Raw genomic sequence first — 19,487 nt, forward strand, 5'->3', positions numbered from 1 at the left:
CCCGCGCATCCCGCGCTGCCCGAACGCCCCGACCCGGCGAGCGTGCTCCCCTGGGGCATGCGGGTCGCGGCCGAGGCCAGCTGGCGGTTGCTGCTGCTCGCCGGGATGCTCTGGGTCCTGATGAAGGTGATCAGCGAAGTCCGGCTGGTCGTCCTCGCGTTCGCCGCGGCCATGCTGGTCACCGCGCTGCTCCAGCCCTTCGTGGTCCGGCTGCGCCGGCTCGGGCTGCCGCGCGGGCTCGCCACCGCCGTCACGGCCGTCCTCGGCTTCGTGATCATCGGCCTGGTCGGCTGGTTCGTGGTCTGGCAGGTCATGGAGAACCTCGACGACCTCTCCGCCCGGGTCCGCGACGGCATCAACGAGCTCAAACTCTGGGCACTGGACAGTCCGTTCCACGTGACCGAGAAGCAGATCAACGACATCGCGAAGAACCTCAGCGAGACCATCGGCACCAACACCGAGCAGATCACCTCCGCCGGCCTCCAGGGCGTGACCGTCCTGGTCGAGGTGCTCACCGGGATGCTGCTCGCGATGTTCTCGACGCTGTTCCTGCTCTACGACGGCGCGCGCATCTGGGGCTGGGCGCTGGGCCTGGTCCCGGCCGGCGCCCGCCGGGGCGTGGCCGGCGCCGGCCCGCGCGCCTGGCGGACCCTGACGGCGTACGTGCGCGGCACCGTCCTCGTCGCGCTCATCGACGCCATCTTCATCGGCCTGGGCATCTACTTCCTCAACGTGCCGATGGCGGTGCCGCTGGCCGTGTTCATCTTCCTGTTCGCCTTCATCCCGCTGGTCGGCGCGGTGGTCTCCGGCGCCCTCGCCGTGGTCGTCGCCCTGGTGACGCAGGGGCCGGTCGCCGCCCTGCTGGTGCTGGCCGTGGTGCTGGCGGTGCAGCAGATCGAGGGGCACGTGCTCCAGCCGTTCATCCTCGGCCGGGCCGTACGGGTGCACCCGCTCGCGGTGGTGCTGGTGGTGGCCGCGGGCGGCCTGGTCGCGGGCATCGGCGGGGCGGTCGTCGCCGTCCCGCTGGTCGCCGTCACCAACACCGTGGTCGGCTACCTGAAGGCCTACTCGCGTGACCAGCTCCTGCACGGGGCCGCGCCGATCGGCCCCGGCCCGCACGGGGCGACCGCAGTGGACCAGGCCGCGCGGGAGGCCGGCCGTGATCAGCGAGCCTGAGCTGGAGGGCGGCTGGGAGGACGACCGGCCGGCGCCGCAGCAGCAGGGCGATGCGGAGGGCACCGTACACAGGCCGCGGGCGCCGTGGATGTGGGCGCTGGGCGGGGCCGTGCTGGCCTCGGCGGTGTGGACGGCCTTACCGGTGCTGCAGGACCGTTCCTTCGGGGCGCCCCGCGTCGCGTACCGGCACACCGAGGACCTGTGCAAGGAGACCCGGCTCGACACCCTCGTCAAGACCACCGCGCCCGTCATGTCGAACCACCGGGCCCACCGGGAGAGCCCGGCCCTGGACTGGTCCCACTGCGAGTACTTCACGGAGTGGGAGGAGAAGGGCACCTCGTACCAGATGCAGATCATGGTCGAGCTGCACAAGAGGACCGACCCGGCACCGGAGTTCGGAGTTGCCCCGGGCCCCTTCCGGGAGTCGCTGTCGAACACCGGCGAGGCGGAGCAGGTGCCGGGGCTCGGCGAGCGGGCCCTGGTGAACGGCAAGTCCCCGTACACCTCGGGTCCCCGGCTCCAGGTGCTCGACGGCGGGGCGGTGTTCACCCTGTCCGTCGGGTGGCTCGGGGACACCGACGAGACGGGCGCCGGGGGCCCGCAGCCGGACGAGGACGCCGTCAAGGCGGCGATGATCGAGGACATGCGGATCCTGATGGCCCGGCTGAAGAAGTAGCCGCGAAAGCGGCGGAACGAGGAAGGGCCCGCTGCCGGGACGGCAGCGGGCCCTTCCTCGTACGGGCTGCTACTCGGCGAGGGCGGCCTCGGCGTCGAGGGTCACCGCGACGGCCTGGATCACCGAAGCGATCTTGAAGGCTTCCTGGATCGTGTCGCGCTCGACACCGGCCTTGCGCAGGACCTGCTCGTGCGAGTCGAGGCACTGGCCGCAGCCGTTGATCGCGGAGACCGCGAGCGACCACAGCTCGAAGTCGACCTTCTCCACGCCCGGGTTGCCGATGACGTTCATCCGCAGGCCCGCCCGCAGCGTGCCGTACTCCGGGTCGGAGAGCAGGTGGCGGGTGCGGTAGAAGACGTTGTTCATCGCCATGATCGCGGCGGCCGACTTGGCGGCCGTGTACGCCTCCGGCGACAGGGCCGCCTTCGCCTCGGGCTCCAGCTCACGCAGGACGCGCGGGGAGCGGGCGGCGATCGCGCAGGACAGGACCGTGCCCCACAGCTGCTGCTGCGTGAGGGTGTCCTGGTTGCCGATGACCGACCCGAGGTTCAGCTTCAGGTCCTTGGCGAAGTCCGGTATCGAGGACTTGAGGGAGTCGAGGGACATCCGTCACTCACCGGCCAGCAGGGCGCCGGCGTCCAGGGTGTCCTCGCCCTTGTTCCAGTTGCAGGGGCACAGCTCGTCCGTCTGCAGGGCGTCGAGGACCCGCAGGACCTCCTTGGGGTTACGGCCGACGGAGCCGGCGGTCACCATCGAGAACTGGATCTCGTTGTTCGGGTCGACGATGAAGACGGCGCGCTGCGCGAAGCCGTCCGCACCCTGCACGCCGCAGGCCTGCATCAGCTCGTGCTTGGAGTCGGCCAGCATCGGGAAGGGCAGGTCACGCAGGTCGGCGTGGTCCTTGCGCCAGGCGTGGTGGACGAACTCCGAGTCGCCGGAGACGCCGAGGATCTGGGCGTCGCGGTCGGCGAACTCCTCGTTCAGCTTGCCGAAGGCGGCGATCTCGGTCGGGCACACGAAGGTGAAGTCCTTCGGCCAGAAGAACACCACGCGCCACTTGCCCTCGTAGGTCTTGTGGTCGATCTGCGCGAACTCCTTGCCGGCTTCCAGCGAGACGCAGGCGGTCAGGTCGTACGTGGGGAACTTGTCACCGACAGTGAGCACGTGCTCTCCTTGCGAGAGAAAAGCGCCCTGATTGGGCGCTTTTCGAGGGGTTGGACGTGTCTCACATGCTGGCACAGCCAGCATTGATTGCGGAAATAGCTAGTCTTGTAGTGGGTGATCGGAGGTGCTTATCAGTGGCTGTCGGTAATAGAGGAGCGAAGCAGGCGACGCTCGCACAACTGCGCGCGTTCGCCGCCGTCGCCGAACACCTGCACTTCCGCGATGCCGCCGCCGCCATCGGAATGAGCCAGCCCGCGCTCTCCGGCGCCGTCTCCGCGCTGGAGGAGGCCCTCGGCGTACAGCTGCTGGAGCGCACCACCCGCAAGGTGCTGCTCTCCCCGGCCGGCGAGCGGATCGCCGTCCGCGCCCGGGCCGTCCTCGAAGCCATGGGCGCCCTGCTGGAGGAGGCCGAGGCGGTGCGGGCCCCCTTCACCGGGGCGCTGCGGCTCGGGGTGATCCCCACGGTCGCCCCGTACCTGCTGCCGACCGTACTCGGCCTGTTCCACCGCCGCTATCCGGGCATGGACCTCCAGGTGCACGAGGAGCAGACGGCCTCCCTGCTGGAGGGGCTCGCCGCCGGCCGGCTCGACCTGCTGCTGCTCGCCGTGCCGCTCGGTGTCCCCGGTGTCACCGAACTCCCCCTGTTCGACGAGGACTTCGTCCTGCTCGCGCCCCGCGAGCACCCGCTCGCCGGGCGCCGGGACATCCCGCGCGAGGAACTGCGCGGCCTGCAGCTGCTGCTGCTGGACGAGGGCCACTGCCTGCGCGACCAGGCCCTGGACATCTGCCGGGAGGCCGGGCGCACCGACGGCGCCGACGTCACCACCACCGCCGCCGGGCTGTCCACACTCGTCCAGCTGGTCGCGGGCGGGCTGGGCGTCACCCTGCTGCCGCGCACCGCGCTGCGGCTGGAGACCGCCCGCAACGAGTACCTGGCCACCGGATACTTCGCCGAGCCCGCCCCCACCCGGCGGATCGCGCTCGCCATGCGCACCGGCACCGCCCGGCAGGAGGAGTTCCGCGCCATCGCCGGCGCCCTGCGCGAAGCCGTGCGCCCGCTCCCGGTGTGGCCCGCCGCGTAGGCGGACCACCGGGAACGGGCGCACGGGAGTGCGGGCGCACGGATGTGCGTACGGCGCCGGGCGGCGCGGGCGTCACTCGGTGCGCAGGCCGTCCGGGCGCACCATGCGCAGCAGCGGCGGCAGGCTGACCAGGGTCACCACGACGACCACGCCCCCGCCGATGCCGGCCATCGCCGCGACCGACGCCCAGTCGATGCGGACGGGCACGGCGGTCATCCGCATCAGCACCGCGCCGAGCGTGAGGCCGACGGCCGTGGCCAGGGCCAGGCCGAGGAGGACCGGCAGGGCCGTCTGCCACAGCACCGACAGGCCGAGCGTCGAGCGCCTGGTGCCGAAGGCGACCAGGGCGGCCAGGAGCCTGCGGCGCTCGCGCAGCTGCTCCAGCTGGGACACCAGCAGGCTGGTGCCGATCAGGACGAGCACCAAGGTGGCGCCGATGAACAGGCCGGTCCGGATGGAGCCGAACTCGCCTGCCGTACGGGTCGACCGGAGGGTCATGACGGTGGCGAGCGGATCGGCCTTGTAGGCCGCCGTCCGGGCCCGCTCCATCGCGTCCGGCACGTTCGGGTCCAGCTGGACGAACACCTGGGCCGAGCCGTAGCCGCCCTCGCTCTTCGGGGCGGCCGCCGGGGTGACCAGCAGGCCGCTGCGCAGCCGGCCGGTCGGGTCCTTGCGGGCCTGCGCCGGGCGGGCCGAGGCGGGTACGGTCCAGGCGACGGGAGCCGGTCCGTCCGGGGCGTGGACGTTGCCCGTGAGCAGCTTCTCGCCGGGCGCCGCGGTGCCGCTGTCCCGGCCGCGCCCGGCGGCGGCGCCGGTCAGGACGAAGGCGTCGCCGTCCTGGCAGGAGGGCAGTTCGGCGACCTCGCGCAGGGCCGTGCACGTACCGATGGTCAGCTCGATCGTGTCCCCCTCCGCGCCCCCCGACGGGCCGTGGGAGGCAGCCCTCGTGGCCAGCGCATCGGCCCTGGCCACGCCCTTGGCACCGGATATCGCCGCCCCGAGGGCCTCCAGCCGCTCGTCGGTGCCGGAGCGCTTGAGGATCGACAGCGAGGCCCGGACGGGGTCGTGGTCGGTCTGCTCGGTGTACTCGCCCTCGACGCCCGCGAAGAGCATCTGCAGGGCGATCGCCCCGGCGACCGCGACCGCGATGCCGCCGACCAGCCGGGCCGCGGTGCCGCTGGTGAGCTGCAGGCGGCGCACGGCCAGCTGCCAGGAGACCGGACCGGCCCCGCCGAGCGGGCCGACGACCCGCTCCAGCAGCCAGGGCAGCAGGGCGATGACGCCGATGAGGAGCAGCACCACACCGGCGGAGACCTGCCACCCGTTGAACGGGCCGCCGTTCTTGACGCGGCCCATCATCGGGACCAGCAGGGCCAGACCGGCCGGCGGCAGCAGCAGCCGCCACCAGATGCGGCGCCTGACGGGGGCGGCCGAGCGCACCACGCCCAGCGGCTCGATGATCGCGTTGCGCAGCGCGAACAGGGTCACCAGGACGGCCGCGGCCGGGACGGCGACCGCGACGATCAGGGCCAGCGGCCCGTCGGGGGCGAGGTCCTCGGGGAAGAGGCTGCGGTCCTGGATGCTGACGTACGGGGTGAGCCGGCGGGCCGCCAGGAAGAACCCGGCGCCGAGGACCAGGCCGATCAGCGAGCCGGCGAGTGCCTCTCCGGCAGCGATCCGGCGGGTCATCCCGCCGTCCGCGCCGACCAGGCGCAGGGCGGCGAGCCGCTGGTCGCGGCGGTCCCCGCCGAAGCGGACGGCGGCCGCGACGAACACCGCGACCGGCACCAGCAGGACGGTGAACATGACCAGCACGAGGAGTGTCAGGACCGCGTCGAGGGGCGGGGAGTCGAGGTCGCTCTCGAAGGCGGTGATCCGCTCGACGGAGCGGCTGTCCGCCTCCTTGGACAGCCGGTCGGTGCCCGCGTAGTAGTAGAGCTCGCCCGGCCCGGTGAGGCCGGCGTCGCCGATGACCGCCGTGATCCGCCCGTCGAGGCGCTCGCGCAGCAGCTTGCCCTCGTCGCTCTTCAGCAGCCGGTCCAGGGCGGGGGAGACGGCGAGCTCGCCCGGGCCCGGGTACTTCTCCAGCCCGGGCGCGAGCGGCGCGTCGGGGCCCTCGGGCTCGACCAGGCGCCCGCTCACGTCGGCCGAGTGGTAGTTCATGTTCCCGCGGGCGGTCAGCAGGGTGTTCCGCCCCGGCGCGTCGGCGGTGGGCGAGGTGATCGTGTCGCGGGCCGCGCCCCGTGCGTCGCGGGCGGCCAGCGCGTTGGGCAGGCCGGTGGTGCCCAGCAGCAGGGCAACCCCGAGGCCGACGCCCACACCGGTCAGGAGGGTGCGTACCCAGCCCCCGCGGCCGCCGGCGACGGCGAACCGGACGCCCATGACCAGGTCGCGGGCCCAGGTCCGGAGCATGTTCATACGAACCGCTCCATGTCGCGGGACCGGCCGTCGCGCACGACGATCTCGCGGTCGGAGTAGGCGGCCACCCGGGTCTCGTGCGTGACGAGGACGACGGCGGTGTTGGCGGCCCGGGCGGACTCGGTCAGCAGCTGCATCACGAGTTCGCCGTTGAGCGAGTCGAGGGCCCCGGTGGGCTCGTCGGCGAAGATCACCCGCGGGGCGGTGACCAGGGCGCGGGCCACGGCCACGCGCTGGCCCTGGCCGCCGCTGACCTCGCCGGGGCGCTTGCGGGCCAGGTCGTCGACCTGGAGCTGCTCCATCCAGTGCAGGGAGGTCCGTTCGGCCTCCTTGCGCTTGACGCCGGTCAGCCGCAGCGGCAGGGCGACGTTCTCCACGCAGGTCAGCTCGGGCACGAGCCGGCCGAACTGGAAGACGAAGCCGAAGTCCGAGCGGCGCAGGGCGCTGCGCTCGCCGTCGTTCATGGCGGTCAGTTCGCGGCCCGCGTAGGTGATGGTGCCGGAGTCGGGTACGACGATCCCGGCCAGGCAGTGCAGCAGGGTCGACTTGCCGGAGCCGGAGGGCCCCATGACGGCGACGACCTCGCCGGCGTGAATGGAGAAATCGGCGTCGTCCAGGGCGTACGTGGACCCGTACGCCTTGCGGAGGCCGGTGGCGGCGAGCAGTGAGCCTGCGGGGGTCACCGGGTCACCTCCCGTCGGAGTTGGTCGAGGCGGGCGGCGGTGAGCTCCAGCCACCGCAGGTCGGCCTCCAGGTGGAACAGGGCGTGGTCGCAGATCAGCTGGTCGGCGAGGTCCCCCTTGCGCTTGCGCTGGGTCAGGACGCGCATGAGCCGCAGGTGTTCGCTGCGCTGGCTGTCCAGCAGGTCGGCGGCGCTGCGGCCGGTCAGGAGGGCGAGGACGACCTTGGTGTAGAGGGTCGACTGGAGGTAGGGCTCGGGTTTCTCGGGCTGGGCGAGCCAGGCGGAGACGTCGGTGACGCCGGCGTCGGTGATGGCGTAGCGCTTGCGCTCGGGTCCGCCGCCGGCCTCGATCCCGTCGACCTCGACGAGGCCGTTCTTCAGGAGGCGGGACATGGTCGAGTAGACCTGCCCGTAGGCGAGGGGGCGGTCGTGGCCGAACTTCTCGTCGAAGGCGCGCTTGAGGTCGTAGCCGTGCCGGGGGCCGGCCTCCAGGAGGGCGAGGAGCGTGTGACCGATGGACATGATCAGGACTATACACACGATGTATACCTGCCATGTATACATGCCGTGCATACGCGCGCCGCAGAGCCGGGTGCGCGGGTCCTGCGGCCATTCGAAGGGACTTGGGGGCCGGAAGCGGCGGCTCGGTGCGGCGGTCGGGGGCGGCTGGCACTTTGTGAGCAATGGCCCTGATTTGCATCGGTCTCGATCTCCGAAAGGCGCGCCATGCACGCACCTCCCGCGAACACCCCCGCGCTCCCGCCGCAGCAGTCCGTCATCCCGGCGCGGACGGAGGGGCAGCCGGCGCCGGGCGCCCCGCCCGACGGCCGGTCCGCACCACCGTGGTGGATGTGGGCCGTGGTCTCGGGGCTCTTCCTCGTCTACGCGACGCTGTCCCTGCGCACCCACGAGCGGCTGCTCTCGCACAGCTTCGACCTGGCGATCTTCGAACAGGCCGTCCGCTCCTACGCGGAAGGGCACCTGCCGGTCTCCGAGGTCAAGGGCCCCGGCTTCCCGCTGCTCGGCGACCACTTCTCGCCGGTGCTGGCCCTGCTGGCCCCGCTGTACTGGATCCAGCCGTCGGCCCGCACCCTGCTGCTGGCGCAGGCGGCCCTCGTCGCGGTGAGCGCCCTGCCGCTGATGCGGTGGGCGCACCGGGCACTGGGCACCGCCGCGGCCGTGGCGCTCGGGCTCGCCTACGGGCTCTCCTGGGGCCTCGCGAGCGGGATCGGCTTCGACTTCCACGAATGGGCCTTCGCCGTCCCGCTGCTGGCGTGCTCACTGGCGGCGCTGGGCCAAGGGCGGCTGCGGGCCGCCGTGCTGTGGGCGCTGCCGTTGCTGCTGGTGAAGGAGGACATGGGACTCACCGTGGCCGCTATCGGCCTGCTGGCCGCCCGGTGCGCCGGCAAGGGCGGGCGCCGGCTCGGGATCGCGGCCGCCGTGGCCGGGGTGGTGTGGATGGCGCTGGCGATGCTCGTGGTGCTGCCGGCGCTCAACCCGAGCGGCTCGTACTTCTACGCCGGCTTCCTCGGCGGCGGGGACGGCGCCGGCGGAGGACTCGGGCAGCTGCTGCACAAGGCCACCATCGGGCTCGTCACACCCGAGACCAAGGTGGCCACGCTGGTGATGCTGCTGGCACCGACCCTCTTCCTGGCCCTGCGCTCGCCGCTGGTCCTGGTCGCGGTGCCGACCCTGCTGTGGCGGGGGGTCTCCGACTACGCGTCCCACTGGGGGACCGGCTTCCACTACTCCCTCACCCTGATGCCGATCCTCTTCGCCGCGTTCACCGACGCCCTGCAGCGCCGCGGCACCACCGCCGCGGGACTGCGCCGCTACCTGCTGGGCGCGGTCGGGGTCTGCCTCGTGATGCTGCCCAGCCACTCGCTGGGACAGCTGCTCCAGCCGTCCTTCTGGCAGACCGATCCGCGGGTCGCGGTCGCGCACCACGTGATGGACCGGATCCCGGACGGCGCCACCGTCCAGGCTTCCGACCACCTCGTGCCCCACCTGGTCCACCGGACCAGCGTCAGCCTCTTCGGCTGGGCCGACAGCCGGCCCGACCCGGAGTGGATCGTGGTGGACACCCGGGTGCCGCCCGAGCTGCGCTGGCCGCTGAACCCCATGGACGAGTCCATCGCGCTGGCAGAGGCCAGGAGCCGCGGCTACCGCACCGCGGCCGAGGAGTCCGGCTTCGTCCTGCTCAGCCGCACCCGCTGAGCGGCGGCAGCCGGCGTACGGGCGCCGGGGCCGCAGTCGGAGGCCCGGGCCCCGGCCCCGGACCGGGTCCTCAGGAGCCCGGCCCCGACCGGGGCCGGCCGCGCGGCGGGATCGGGGCCGCCCCGCCCGGGAGCCGGCCGGTCTCCGCCAGGGCCCGCCGCAGCAGGAACTCGATCTGGGCGTTGGCGCTGCGCAGTTCCTCGCCGGCCCAGCGCGCGAGGGCCTCGTACACCTGCGGGTCGAGCCGCAGCAGCACCTGCTTGCGCGCCTGCCGGCCGGCGCGCGCAGCCCGCTTCGGCTCGGGCGCGCGCGCCGGTTCCTCCGCCTCCCCCGAGGGGCTCACTGGTAGAGGGTGCCCGTGTTGACGACGGGCTGGGCGGCGCGGTCCCCGCAGAGGACCACCATCAGGTTGGAGACCATGGCGGCCTTGCGCTCGGGGTCCAGCTCCACGATGTCCTCCTCCTGCAGGCGGGTCAGGGCCAGTTCCACCATGCCGACCGCCCCGTCGACGATCTGCTTGCGGGCCGCCACGACCGCGCCCGCCTGCTGGCGCTGGAGCATCGCGGAGGCGATCTCCGGAGCGTACGCGAGATGCGTGAAACGGGACTCGATGATCTCGACGCCGGCCGCGTCCACCCGCGCGGCGAGTTCCACGGCGAGCTTCTCGGTGATCTCCTCGGCGTTGCCGCGCAGCGACAGCCCGCCCTCCTCGTGGGCGTCGTAGGGGTACTCGATCGCGATGTGCCGGACCGCCGCCTCGGCCTGGGTCTCCACGAACTCGGCGAAGTCCTCCACCTCGAAGGTGGCGCGGGCGGTGTCCTCGACCCGCCACACCACGACCGCGGCCAGCTCGATCGGGTTGCCGTACGCGTCGTTGACCTTCATGACGGCCGTCTCGTGGTTGCGCACGCGGGTGGAGACCTTCTCCCGCGAGGTGAGCGGGTTGACCCAGCGCAGGCCGTCGGTGCGGACGGTCCCCCGGTAGCGGCCGAAGAGCTGCACCACCCGCGCCTCGCCCGGGGCCACCGTGTTCAGCCCGCTCATCGCCAGCAGCGAGGCGATCGCCAGCAGCCCCCCGGGCACGATCAGGCCGGCCTGCGGGGTCCCGGACCCGCCGCCGATGCCGAGGGCGGCCAGCAGCACCCCGGCCGCGACCCCCAACAGCCCGCCCAGCAGGGCCAGTCCGCCGCCCACGCTGCGGGCGGGGAACTCCCGTACGCCCGTCTCGGTCCGGGTCGTGTCTGTCATGGCATGCCCCCGTTTCGGTCGGTCCGCTCGATCGGACGTCCTAGCAAAGTGATATCACTTTTCGGGGCCACCGCAACCCTTGGGTGCCTACGTGCGTCGGTTCCGTTGACGTGGGTGCTGATTCTCACGTCCGAATTGAGCGGTTTTGTTCATGACTGGCAAATCTTTGCCACAACCTGCGGTGTTAGCTTTTTCAGCTGACGTCGGGGGGGAATTCGAGCGGAGCGGGAGCGATGGGCCGAGCAGAAGCGCGTAAAGCGCAGCAGCAGCGCAGCGCGCGGCGGGCGCCGCGCGGGCGCGCCACCGGAAAGGGCCAGGCCGGCAAGCGCACCGGCATACGCCGCTTCTTCACCTGGAAGACGATTCTCGGGACGCTCTTCGGGATGATGCTGCTCGGCATGGCCGCGCTCGTCGGCCTCTACTTCTACGTGGACCCGCCGGACCCGAACGCCACGGCGACCGCGCAGAGCAACACCTACAAGTACGCCGACGGGACCCTCATGGCCCGCGTCGGTGAGATGAACCGCGAGATCGTCCCGATCGAGAAGGTCCCGAAGGAGATCCAGACGGCGTTCATCGCCATCGAGAACAAGTCCTTCTACGAGGACCGCGGCGTCGACTTCATGGGCGTGGCCCGCGGCCTGGTCCGCACGGCCACCGGCAAGGGCGCCGCCGGCGGTTCGACGATCACCCAGCAGTACGTCAAGAACTTCTACCTGACGCAGGACCAGACCGCGACGCGCAAGCTGAAGGAGCTGGTGATCTCCCTCAAGGTCGACCAGAAAATGACCAAGGACCAGATCCTCGCGGGCTACCTGAACACCAGCTACTTCGGACGCGGCGCGTACGGCATCCAGGCCGCCTCCCAGGCCTACTACGGCGTCGACGTCGAGAAGCTGACGCTGGAACAGGGCGCCTACCTCGCGGCCGTCCTCCAGGCCCCCAGCGACTACGACTGGGCGACCGCCAGCCAGAAGGGCAAGGAACTCGTCACCATCCGCTTCAACGGCGTCTTCCAGAACATGGTCGAGATGGGCGCGCTGGACGAGGCCAAGCGCCAGACGCTGAAGTTCCAGCAGCCCATCCAGCCGAAGCCCGCCCCGGGCCTGGAGGGCCAGAAGGGATACCTGAAGCAGGCCGCGGACGCCGAGCTGCGCCGCCAGACCGGCATGACCGCCGCCGAACTCCAGGCGGGCGGCTGGGAGATCCAGCTCAACATCGACCCCAAGAAGCAGGCGGCGCTGGAGAAGGCCGTCAAGGACGAGCTGGAGTCCGAGCTCGACCGCAAGAACCGGCCCGTCGACGCCGCCGTGCAGGCCGGCGCCACCTCCGTCGACCCCAAGACCGGCGCCATCGTCGCCATGTACGGCGGCACCGGCCTGTCCGACCACTGGGCGAGCAACGCCCTGCGCACCGACTTCCAGCCCGGCTCGACGTTCAAGCCGGTCGTGCTGGCCTCCGCCCTGGAGAACAAGTCGACCACGCAGGACAAGAAGCCGATCACGCCGAACGCCCTGTACGACGGCACCAGCAAGCGCCCCGTCGTCGGCAGCAGCATCCCGTTCAACCCGCAGAACCAGGACGACAAGGACTACGGCACCCCGCTGATGACGGTGCAGGAGGCCACCAACTTCTCGGTGAACTCCGTGTACGCCCAGATGATCGTCGACGTGAAGCCGCCGAACGCGAAGAAGACGGCCCTGGAACTCGGCATGAAGGACCGCCAGGGCTGGCCCGAGGACAAGCCGGCCATGTCGCTCGGCACCATGAGCGCCAACACGGTCGAGATGGCCGCCGTCTACGCCACCCTCGACAACCACGGCAAGAAGGTCGTCCCCTCGATCATCAAGTCCGCCGAACACGCCGAGCGCGAGTTCAAGAAGCCCGAGTCCGGCCAGCAGGTCATCACCCGCGAGACCGCGGACACCGTGACCAAGGTCCTCACCGGCGTCGTCAACGAGGGCTCCGGCAAGACCGTGCGCAGCTCCGCGTACGAGGCCGCCGGCAAGACCGGCACCACCGAGTCCAACGTGGCCGCCTGGTTCACCGCCTACACGCCCGAACTCGTGACCGTCGTCGCGATGTTCGGCGAGGAGCCGGGAACGGGCAAGCAGACCACCCTGACCGGTACCGCGGGCGGCGGACGCGCCGGCGGCTCCAGCTTCCCGGCGGAGATCTGGAAGGCGTACACGCTGGCCGCGCTCAAGGGTGTGAGCACGGCGAAGTTCGACCTGTCCGAGGCGGACATGGGCCCCGTGCAGGCCCCGTCGCGCAGCTCCTCCCCGTCGGCCTCCGCGGCCACGACCAGCCCGTCGCCGAGCTCCAGCCAGACCTCGCCCAGCCCGGACCCGAGCAAGGTCTCGCCGAACCCGGACCCGAGCAAGAGCACGGGCAAGCCGGATCCGACCAAGAGCAGCTCGACGAAGCCGGACCCGACCAAGAGCAGCGGGACCCCGCCGATCCCGCCGCCGATCAACAACCAGAGCCAGTAGGCCCCGGCCGTAGGGCCACGAACGAGGACCGCCGCCCCGCAGGACACGAGCTGCGGGGCGGCGGTCCTTTTCGGTGCGGGGAGGTGTCCGGCGGGCGCGAAGGGCTGCGCGGGCGCTCAGCGGCGGTCGTGGGACCCGGGCAGCGGGAGCTCGAACCAGACCACCTTGCCGCTGCTGAGCCGGGTCGCACCCCAGCGGCGGGCCATCCGGTTGACCAGGAACAGGCCGCGCCCGCCCTCGTCGGTCTCCCGGGCCCGGCGCTGCCGCGGCAGCTGCGGGGAGTCGTCGCCGACCTCGCAGCGCAGCACGTCCGTCCGCAGCAGGCGCAGGGTCACCGGCCGCTCGGCGTACCGGACGGCATTGGTGACCACCTCACTGACCAGCAGCTCCACCGAGTCCTCAAGCTCCTCCAGGCCCCACCGCGCCAGCGCCCGGCGGGCGAACCGGCGGGCCCGCCCCGGGGCGGTCTCCTCCGGATCGAGGAACCAGTACGCGACGTCGCTGGGCGCGATCCCGTCGAAGCGGGCCGCGAGCAGCGCGATGTCGTCGTCCCGGTCGCCGGGGCCCAGCATGTCGAGGACGTCGTCGCAGAGGGCCTCCAGCGGCGGCGGGTGGTCCAGCCCGGTCAGCTGGGCGGTGGTGGCCAGGCGCTCGCGGAGCTGCTCGATGCCGGTCCACACGTCCCGCAGCCGGGACTCCACCAGCCCGTCGGTGTACAGCAGCAGCGTGGCCCCGGCCGGGGCGTCCAGCTCCACGGCCTCGAAGTCGACGCCGCCGACGCCGATGGGCGCACCCGGGGGCACCCGGAGCACCTCCGCCCGGCCGCCCAGGTGCAGCAGCACCGGCGGCGGGTGGCCGGCGTTGGCGATGGTGATCCGGTGCGACACCGGGTCGTACACGGCGTACATGCAGGTCGCCATGCGGTCGGAGCCCAGCCGCTGCGCCTGCTCGTCCAGGTGGTGCAGCACCTCGGCGGGCGGCAGGTCCAGCTGGGCCAGGGTCTGCGCGGTGGTCCGCAGCTGGCCCATGATCGCGGCGGAGGTCATGGAGTGGCCCATGACGTCGCCGACGACCAGCGCGACCCGGCTGCCGGGCAGGGGTATGGCGTCGTACCAGTCCCCGCCCACCCGGGCCGTCTCGGCCGCCGGCAGGTAGCGGGAGGCCAGCCTGACCCCCGTGGGCTGGGGGAGGCTGTGCGGGAGCATGGTGCGCTGCAGCTCGTCGGCGATGTACGCCTCACGGCCGTACAGGACGGCCTTGTCGATGCCGAGCGCGGTGTGCGTGGCCAGCTGGGCGGCGACCAGCAGGTCGTTCTGCTCGAACGCGGGCCGCTCGGGGCTGCGCAGGAACACCGCGGCACCGATCACCCGGCGGCGGCCGCGCAGCGGCGCGAGGACGGCCCTCCGGCCGCGCGGAACCGGGTGCTCCGCGCCCAGCAGCTCCGGCAGCGCCTCCTGCGCGCCCTCGGAGGACGCGAAGACGGGCCGTACGCCGCGCAGCACCTCGGCGAGCGCCCCGCCGGGCAGGATCTCGCACAACTCGGCCGCCGGCAGGTCGCCCTGCGGGCCGACCATCGGCAACTGGCTGAAGTCGAGCTCCCCGGCGCCCCCCGCGGCACCGGCGCCCTCTGCTCCGGTCAGGTCGTCGATCGGCCGGAGCCGGTCGGTGCGGCGCAGCCTTAAAACGACCGAGCCGACGGGGCGTTCGTCGCCCACCGGGAGGGGGTCGCGCAGGTAGACGAGGATCGCGTCGGAAAACGTCGGCACGGTGGCCCGGCACAGCCCGAGCACGATCTCGTCCAGGTCGATGCCGCGGGCGATGCGGCGCGTGGCGGCGCCGACGAACCGCAGCCGGTCGCCCTCGCGGCGCGCGAGCACCCCCTCGACGGCGCCGGTGGAGACCGTGGCGCCGGCCGCTGCCGCCGCCCGTGCACCCGCTTCCGCCGTCGGCGTGTCGTGGTCGTCGGGTGCGCCGGGCGGCGGGGTGCCGTCCGGGTCGGCGGGATCGACCGGGTCGACCAGGTCGACGGGGTCGAATCCGGCGCACCGGGAGCCGGCGGCGGCTTCGGCGGCGCTGGTGCCCGTACCGCCGTCGTCGGCCGCGCGGCGGCGTACCGGGTCCGGTATGGCGCCACCGGCCGCCGCTGTCGCGGCCCTCGGCGCCTGACCGGCCGGCCGGTCCGCCTCACGCCCGGAGCGGGGCGCCGCGGCGCCCCGTGCGGCCTCGGCGTCCCGGGCGGCCCCGGCGTCCCGGGTACGGCCGCGCCGGCGCCGGGAGGCCCGCGGCGCGGCCTGCGCCGCCGGACGGCCCTCCTCGCGGGCGGGTGCGGCCGCGGGGCCCTGACCGGGGGCCGCCTCGCCGTCACGCGGGCGCGGGACGTCCGGGCCGCGCCCGGCGGAGTCCGCGTGCGCCCGTGCCGGGTCGGCGCCCGGCCCGGCCGCACCGCGTACGCCCTCGGCGGCCGGGGCGGGAGCCTTCCCGTGGCCCAGTTCTTCCGCGCACCCGCCGGAGACCGAGGCGCGGGCGCGCGCGTCCGCGGCGCCGGCGGCAGCGGAGGAGGGCAGGCCGTGGCCGCCCTGGGCCGGTGCCGCGGCGGCTGCGGCAGGCTGCGGACCCTCCTGCGGGGTGGGGTACTCCGTCACGCGTGGCATTCCGTCCGTTTGCGCTCGATGTGCGCTGCACTCAACTTGGTCAGTCGCGGTATACCCGCTCAGCGGCGGGGACACCGTCGCCCCGCGGTTCCTCCCCAAACTTCGTCCGGAGGGCCACCCGCCCCGGCTTCGTCGGCGGGGAGCCCCACCCGCACGTTACCCTCTCGCCCGGGCGTTGACCTCCAGTCAAGTTCCGCGTCCGGCACGACATTTAGGGGCGTGCGGCCGGGTGCGTCAACCGCACTCGACCTTGCGGAGGGAGATATTACGGTTCAACCCCGGGGGCGCATCAAGGGTCTCATGAGGTCATGTGCGCCGGAGTGCGGTCCCAGTCCTCGGGCAGGGCCGGAACATCCCAGGACGGATCGGGCCGCCAGTCCTCCCACCCGTCCGAGAACGGAGCCCCCCACGCCTTGACGACGTCCAGAGCGGCCTGCCCGGCCTGCTGCACCCGCAGGGCCTGTCCGGCGTCCATCAGCCCGGACCGCTGCGCCTGCGCGAACTCGTCCTCGTCGCGCCACTTCCACGTGCGGTCCGGGTAGACGGAGATGTCCAGGAAGTGGTCGACGGAGTCGACCCCGCCCGCCCAGCGCGACCGCGGCTCCTCGAGATTGACGTACCAGCTCTTGAACCGCCAACCCGGCTCCCAGAACAGCCACACCGACCACGGGTCCCCGGGCCGGGCCAGCTTCAGCACGCCCGTGCCGAACCAGCGGGAGCGCACGGTGGTGCGGGGCGCGGTGTAGCGGGTGGCGAGCGGTTCGGCGTGCACCGGTGTGCCGTCGGCGAGCACCGGCTTGACGCACTCGGTGCCGGGCGCCATCCACACCGCCAGCAGGTCCGCGGTGTCCCGCACCACGGTCACCGGACGGCAGATGTGGACCGCGCCCGCCGGGCCGGGGGCGTGGTCGCGGTACCGCCAGAGGATCTGCTCCCCCGGCCGCCAGCGGTTGCCCTGTGCGTCGCCGCCCCCGCGGCCTCCGGTACCTGTCATGCGCAGATACTAGGGCTGGGGCCCGTACGCTCGCTGCGGTGCAGGTCACGGAGGTGTCGGGGGACGTGAAACGACCGGTTCCGGCCCCTGGCCGGAACCGTTTTCAGGGCCGGGTCATGCGCAGGACGTCGAGGGCCTCGTCGAGCTGTTCCAGGGTCAGGTCTCCGCGGTCGACGTAGCCGGACTCCAGGACGACCTCCCTGATCGTCTTCCGCTCGGCGAGCGACCGCTTGGCGACCTTGGCGGCCTCCTCGTAGCCGATGTACCGGTTGAGCGGGGTCACCACGGAGGGGGAGGACTCCGCGTACTCCCTGGCCCGGGCCGGGTTGGCGGTGATGCCGTCGACCGTGCGGTCGGCCAGCAGGCGGCTCGCGGAGGACAGCAGGCGGATCGATTCGAGGAGGTTGCGGGCCATCACGGGGAGCATCACATTGAGCTCGAAGTTGCCTGCGGCGCCCGCCACCGCGACCGCGGTGTCGTTTCCGGTCACCTGCGCGGCGATCATCAGTACGGCCTCGGGGACGACCGGGTTGACCTTCCCTGGCATGATCGAGGACCCCGGCTGGAGATCCGGGAGATTGATTTCGGCCAATCCGGTGCGCGGCCCGGAGGCCATCCAGCGCAGGTCGTTGCAGATCTTGGTGAGCGAGACCGCGATCGTGCGGAGCATGCCGGAGGTCTCCACCAGCGCGTCCCGGGCGCCCTGGGCCTCGAAGTGGTTGCGGGCCTCCGTCAGCGGCAGCCCGGTCGCGGACGCCACCTCGGCGATCACGTCCGCGGAGAAGCCCGCCGGGGTGTTGATCCCGGTGCCCACGGCCGTCCCGCCCAGCGGCAGTTCGGCCAGCCGGGGCAGGACCGCCTCCAGCCGCTCGATGCCGTAGCGGACCTGGGCGGCGTACCCGCCGAACTCCTGGCCCAGGGTCACCGGCGTGGCGTCCATGAGGTGGGTCCGGCCGGCCTTGACGACCTCGGCGAAGGCGGCGGCCCTGCGCTCCAGGGCGAGTTCGAGGTGGCGCAGGGCCGGGACGAGGTCCCGGGTGACGGCGGCGGTCGCGGCGATGTGGATGGACGACGGGAACACGTCGTTGGAGCTCTGCGAGGCGTTGACGTGGTCGTTGGGGTGCACGTCGCGGCCGAGCCGTTCCGTGGCCAGGGTGGCGATCACCTCGTTGGCGTTCATGTTGGACGAGGTCCCGGAGCCGGTCTGGAACACGTCCACGGGGAAATGGTCGTCCCAGCGGCCCTCGGCCACCTCGGCTGCGGCCGCGACGACGGCCTCGGCGAGGTCGCGGTCGAGCACCCCCAGATTCGCGTTGACCGTCGCGGCGGCGGCCTTGATCCGGGCGAGCGCCTCGATGTGGGCGCGCTCCAGGCGCTGCCCGGAGAGCGGGAAGTTCTCCACCGCCCGCTGGGTCTGGGCCCGCCACTTGGCGTGGGCGGGAACCTTCACCTCACCCATCGAGTCGCGCTCGACGCGGTGCGCTCCGGTCCGGCCGCCGGGGTCGTGCTGATCGTTCGTCATGTTCGTGGCCTCCTCGGAAAAGTGAGCAATTGTCCTGTCGGACGTGTTCCCGTTCCGCCTGCCTGGCAGCGGATCCCGGCGGTAACGCCGATATCGGGGAGGCGTACACGACACGCGTGCGCAGGACACCCGGGCTCAGATGTACCGTCGCCGCAGCCACGGCGTTCGCGGCCGCCCTCGGGGCCGTCACCCCCGTCACCCCCCTGGCCCAGGCCGGGCCCGCCCCGCCGGCAGTGCCTCACGCTCGGCGCGGCCGAGGAGCCCTCCGGCTCCGGCCCTGCAACGGCTCCTCGAACCGGCGCCTCGCCTGCCGCCCCTCCCCGGGCACGACCTCCACGCCCGGCCGGAGACCGGTGCCGATCGGCAGAGCGCGAGGATCAACGGGCGTTGATGTACTCCCGCACCTCGCGCGGCCGGTTGGTGATGATCGTCTCCACCCCGAGCCGCAGGCACAGCTCGACGTCCTCGAACTCGTCCACGGTCCACACCCGCACCCTCAGCCCCTTGGCCCTCAGCCGCGCCACCAACCCCGGATCCCGGCGCACCAGGTCGATCCCCGGCCCGGCATGCCCCGCGAACGGCGGCCGCGGCGGCCGCACGGCCCGCTCGATCAGGTACACGGCGGGCACGCCGGGCGCGAGCCGGTTCATCCTGACCAGCGCGTTCCGCGAGAAGCTCATCACCTCGACGCGCCCGTCGGCGCCGTCGGCCAGCCCGTGGTCCTTCAGCACCCGCACCAGCTCGGCCTCCAGCCGGCCGCCGGCCCGGGTGGGGTGCTTGGTCTCGACCGCCAGCCCGACGGGCCGGTCCGCGGCCAGCGCCTCCTTCAGCAGGTCCTCGAAGAGCAGCACCTGCGCCCCCCGGTGCTCCTCGCCCTTCCAGCCGCCGAAGTCGAGCGCGGCGAGCTGCTCGTACGTCATCGCGGACACGGTCCCGCGCCCGTCCGAGGTGCGCTCCACCCTCCGGTCGTGCACGCACACCAGCCGCCCGTCGGCGGTCAGCCGCACATCGCACTCCAGCGCGTCCGCGCCGTCGGCGATGGCCTGCCGGTACGCGGCGAGGGTGTGCTCGGGGTGCTCGTGGGAGGCCCCGCGGTGGGCGATGACCCGCACGTCGCGGGCGGTGGGGAGCAGCTGCGTCATGGGGAGACGTTAACCGGCTGCGC

The 19,487-nt window shown here is 72.9% G+C and carries 16 protein-coding genes; 5 read left to right on the plus strand and 11 right to left on the minus strand.

The window, feature by feature from the left end; all coding sequences use genetic code 11:
* On the plus strand, positions 1 to 1,176 hold a 1,176-nt coding region (locus HYE82_RS02810), incomplete at its 5' end, for an AI-2E family transporter (protein ID WP_179172291.1).
* Positions 1,160 to 1,852 carry a hypothetical protein gene (locus HYE82_RS02815; protein ID WP_179172292.1) on the plus strand — a complete coding sequence of 231 codons (693 nt, stop codon included), beginning with the start codon at positions 1,160 to 1,162 and terminating at the stop codon, positions 1,850 to 1,852. The genes HYE82_RS02810 and HYE82_RS02815, both read left to right, overlap by 17 nt.
* Positions 1,853 to 1,921: 69 nt before the next feature.
* Here the strand turns inward: HYE82_RS02815 and HYE82_RS02820 are convergent, their stop codons facing one another.
* Both HYE82_RS02820 and HYE82_RS02825 read right to left on the minus strand, forming a co-directional pair.
* Positions 1,922 to 2,458: an alkyl hydroperoxide reductase gene (locus HYE82_RS02820; RefSeq protein WP_179172293.1), complete on the minus strand. Its 537-nt coding sequence runs from the start codon at positions 2,456 to 2,458 to the stop codon at positions 1,922 to 1,924.
* Positions 2,459 to 2,461: 3 nt separating this feature from the next.
* A complete protein-coding gene (locus HYE82_RS02825) occupies positions 2,462 to 3,016 on the minus strand; it encodes a peroxiredoxin (RefSeq protein WP_179172294.1) in 555 nt (184 codons plus the stop codon).
* A 134-nt stretch (positions 3,017 to 3,150) separates the two neighbouring features.
* Here HYE82_RS02825 and HYE82_RS02830 point away from each other — a divergent pair, with 134 nt between their 5' ends.
* Positions 3,151 to 4,098 (plus strand): hydrogen peroxide-inducible genes activator, encoded by a 948-nt coding sequence (locus HYE82_RS02830; RefSeq protein ID WP_179172295.1) that lies wholly within the window; start codon positions 3,151 to 3,153, stop codon positions 4,096 to 4,098.
* Between the two features lie 72 nt (positions 4,099 to 4,170).
* On the opposite strand, the gene HYE82_RS02835 is transcribed toward HYE82_RS02830, so the two are convergent.
* The 3 genes from HYE82_RS02835 to HYE82_RS02845 are packed head-to-tail and all read right to left on the minus strand — an operon-like array spanning position 4,171 to position 7,720.
* On the minus strand, positions 4,171 to 6,516 hold the full coding sequence (locus HYE82_RS02835; protein ID WP_179172296.1) for an FtsX-like permease family protein: 2,346 nt from the start codon (positions 6,514 to 6,516) through the stop codon (positions 4,171 to 4,173).
* Positions 6,513 to 7,199 carry an ABC transporter ATP-binding protein gene (locus HYE82_RS02840; RefSeq protein ID WP_179172297.1) on the minus strand — a complete coding sequence of 229 codons (687 nt, stop codon included), beginning with the start codon at positions 7,197 to 7,199 and terminating at the stop codon, positions 6,513 to 6,515. The genes HYE82_RS02835 and HYE82_RS02840 overlap by 4 nt, the downstream gene beginning before the upstream one ends.
* Positions 7,196 to 7,720 carry a PadR family transcriptional regulator gene (locus HYE82_RS02845; protein WP_179172298.1) on the minus strand — a complete coding sequence of 175 codons (525 nt, stop codon included), beginning with the start codon at positions 7,718 to 7,720 and terminating at the stop codon, positions 7,196 to 7,198. Before HYE82_RS02845 ends, HYE82_RS02840 begins: the two co-directional genes overlap by 4 nt.
* A gap of 204 nt (positions 7,721 to 7,924) precedes the next feature.
* Here HYE82_RS02845 and HYE82_RS02850 point away from each other — a divergent pair, with 204 nt between their 5' ends.
* Positions 7,925 to 9,415: a DUF2079 domain-containing protein gene (locus HYE82_RS02850; protein WP_179172299.1), complete on the plus strand. Its 1,491-nt coding sequence runs from the start codon at positions 7,925 to 7,927 to the stop codon at positions 9,413 to 9,415.
* A gap of 70 nt (positions 9,416 to 9,485) precedes the next feature.
* Here HYE82_RS02850 and HYE82_RS38840 read toward each other — a convergent pair whose 3' ends face one another.
* On the minus strand, positions 9,486 to 9,758 hold the full coding sequence (locus tag HYE82_RS38840; protein ID WP_179172300.1) for a hypothetical protein: 273 nt from the start codon (positions 9,756 to 9,758) through the stop codon (positions 9,486 to 9,488).
* The gene (locus HYE82_RS02860) at positions 9,755 to 10,663 is read right to left on the minus strand and encodes an SPFH domain-containing protein (protein WP_179172301.1); all 909 of its coding nucleotides are present in this window, start codon (positions 10,661 to 10,663) and stop codon (positions 9,755 to 9,757) included. The genes HYE82_RS38840 and HYE82_RS02860 overlap by 4 nt, the downstream gene beginning before the upstream one ends.
* A 233-nt stretch (positions 10,664 to 10,896) precedes the next feature.
* Here HYE82_RS02860 and HYE82_RS02865 point away from each other — a divergent pair, with 233 nt between their 5' ends.
* Entirely contained in the window at positions 10,897 to 13,155 is a 2,259-nt protein-coding gene (locus HYE82_RS02865) for a transglycosylase domain-containing protein (protein WP_179172302.1), read from the plus strand.
* A 116-nt stretch (positions 13,156 to 13,271) separates the two neighbouring features.
* Here HYE82_RS02865 and HYE82_RS02870 read toward each other — a convergent pair whose 3' ends face one another.
* The 4 genes from HYE82_RS02870 to HYE82_RS02885 form a co-directional block, all read right to left on the minus strand.
* Positions 13,272 to 15,176: a SpoIIE family protein phosphatase gene (locus HYE82_RS02870; protein ID WP_256986882.1), complete on the minus strand. Its 1,905-nt coding sequence runs from the start codon at positions 15,174 to 15,176 to the stop codon at positions 13,272 to 13,274.
* A 928-nt stretch (positions 15,177 to 16,104) separates the two neighbouring features.
* The gene (locus HYE82_RS02875) at positions 16,105 to 16,800 is read right to left on the minus strand and encodes a DUF402 domain-containing protein (RefSeq protein ID WP_179172304.1); all 696 of its coding nucleotides are present in this window, start codon (positions 16,798 to 16,800) and stop codon (positions 16,105 to 16,107) included.
* 103 nt (positions 16,801 to 16,903) lie between these two features.
* A complete protein-coding gene (locus tag HYE82_RS02880; protein WP_179172305.1) occupies positions 16,904 to 18,322 on the minus strand; it encodes an aspartate ammonia-lyase in 1,419 nt (472 codons plus the stop codon).
* Positions 18,323 to 18,699: 377 nt separating this feature from the next.
* Positions 18,700 to 19,464 (minus strand): glycerophosphodiester phosphodiesterase family protein, encoded by a 765-nt coding sequence (locus tag HYE82_RS02885; RefSeq protein WP_179172306.1) that lies wholly within the window; start codon positions 19,462 to 19,464, stop codon positions 18,700 to 18,702.
* Between the last annotated feature and the right edge of the window lie 23 nt (positions 19,465 to 19,487).

This window comes from Streptomyces sp. BR123, assembly GCF_013401435.1.
GTDB lineage: Bacteria > Actinomycetota > Actinomycetes > Streptomycetales > Streptomycetaceae > Streptomyces.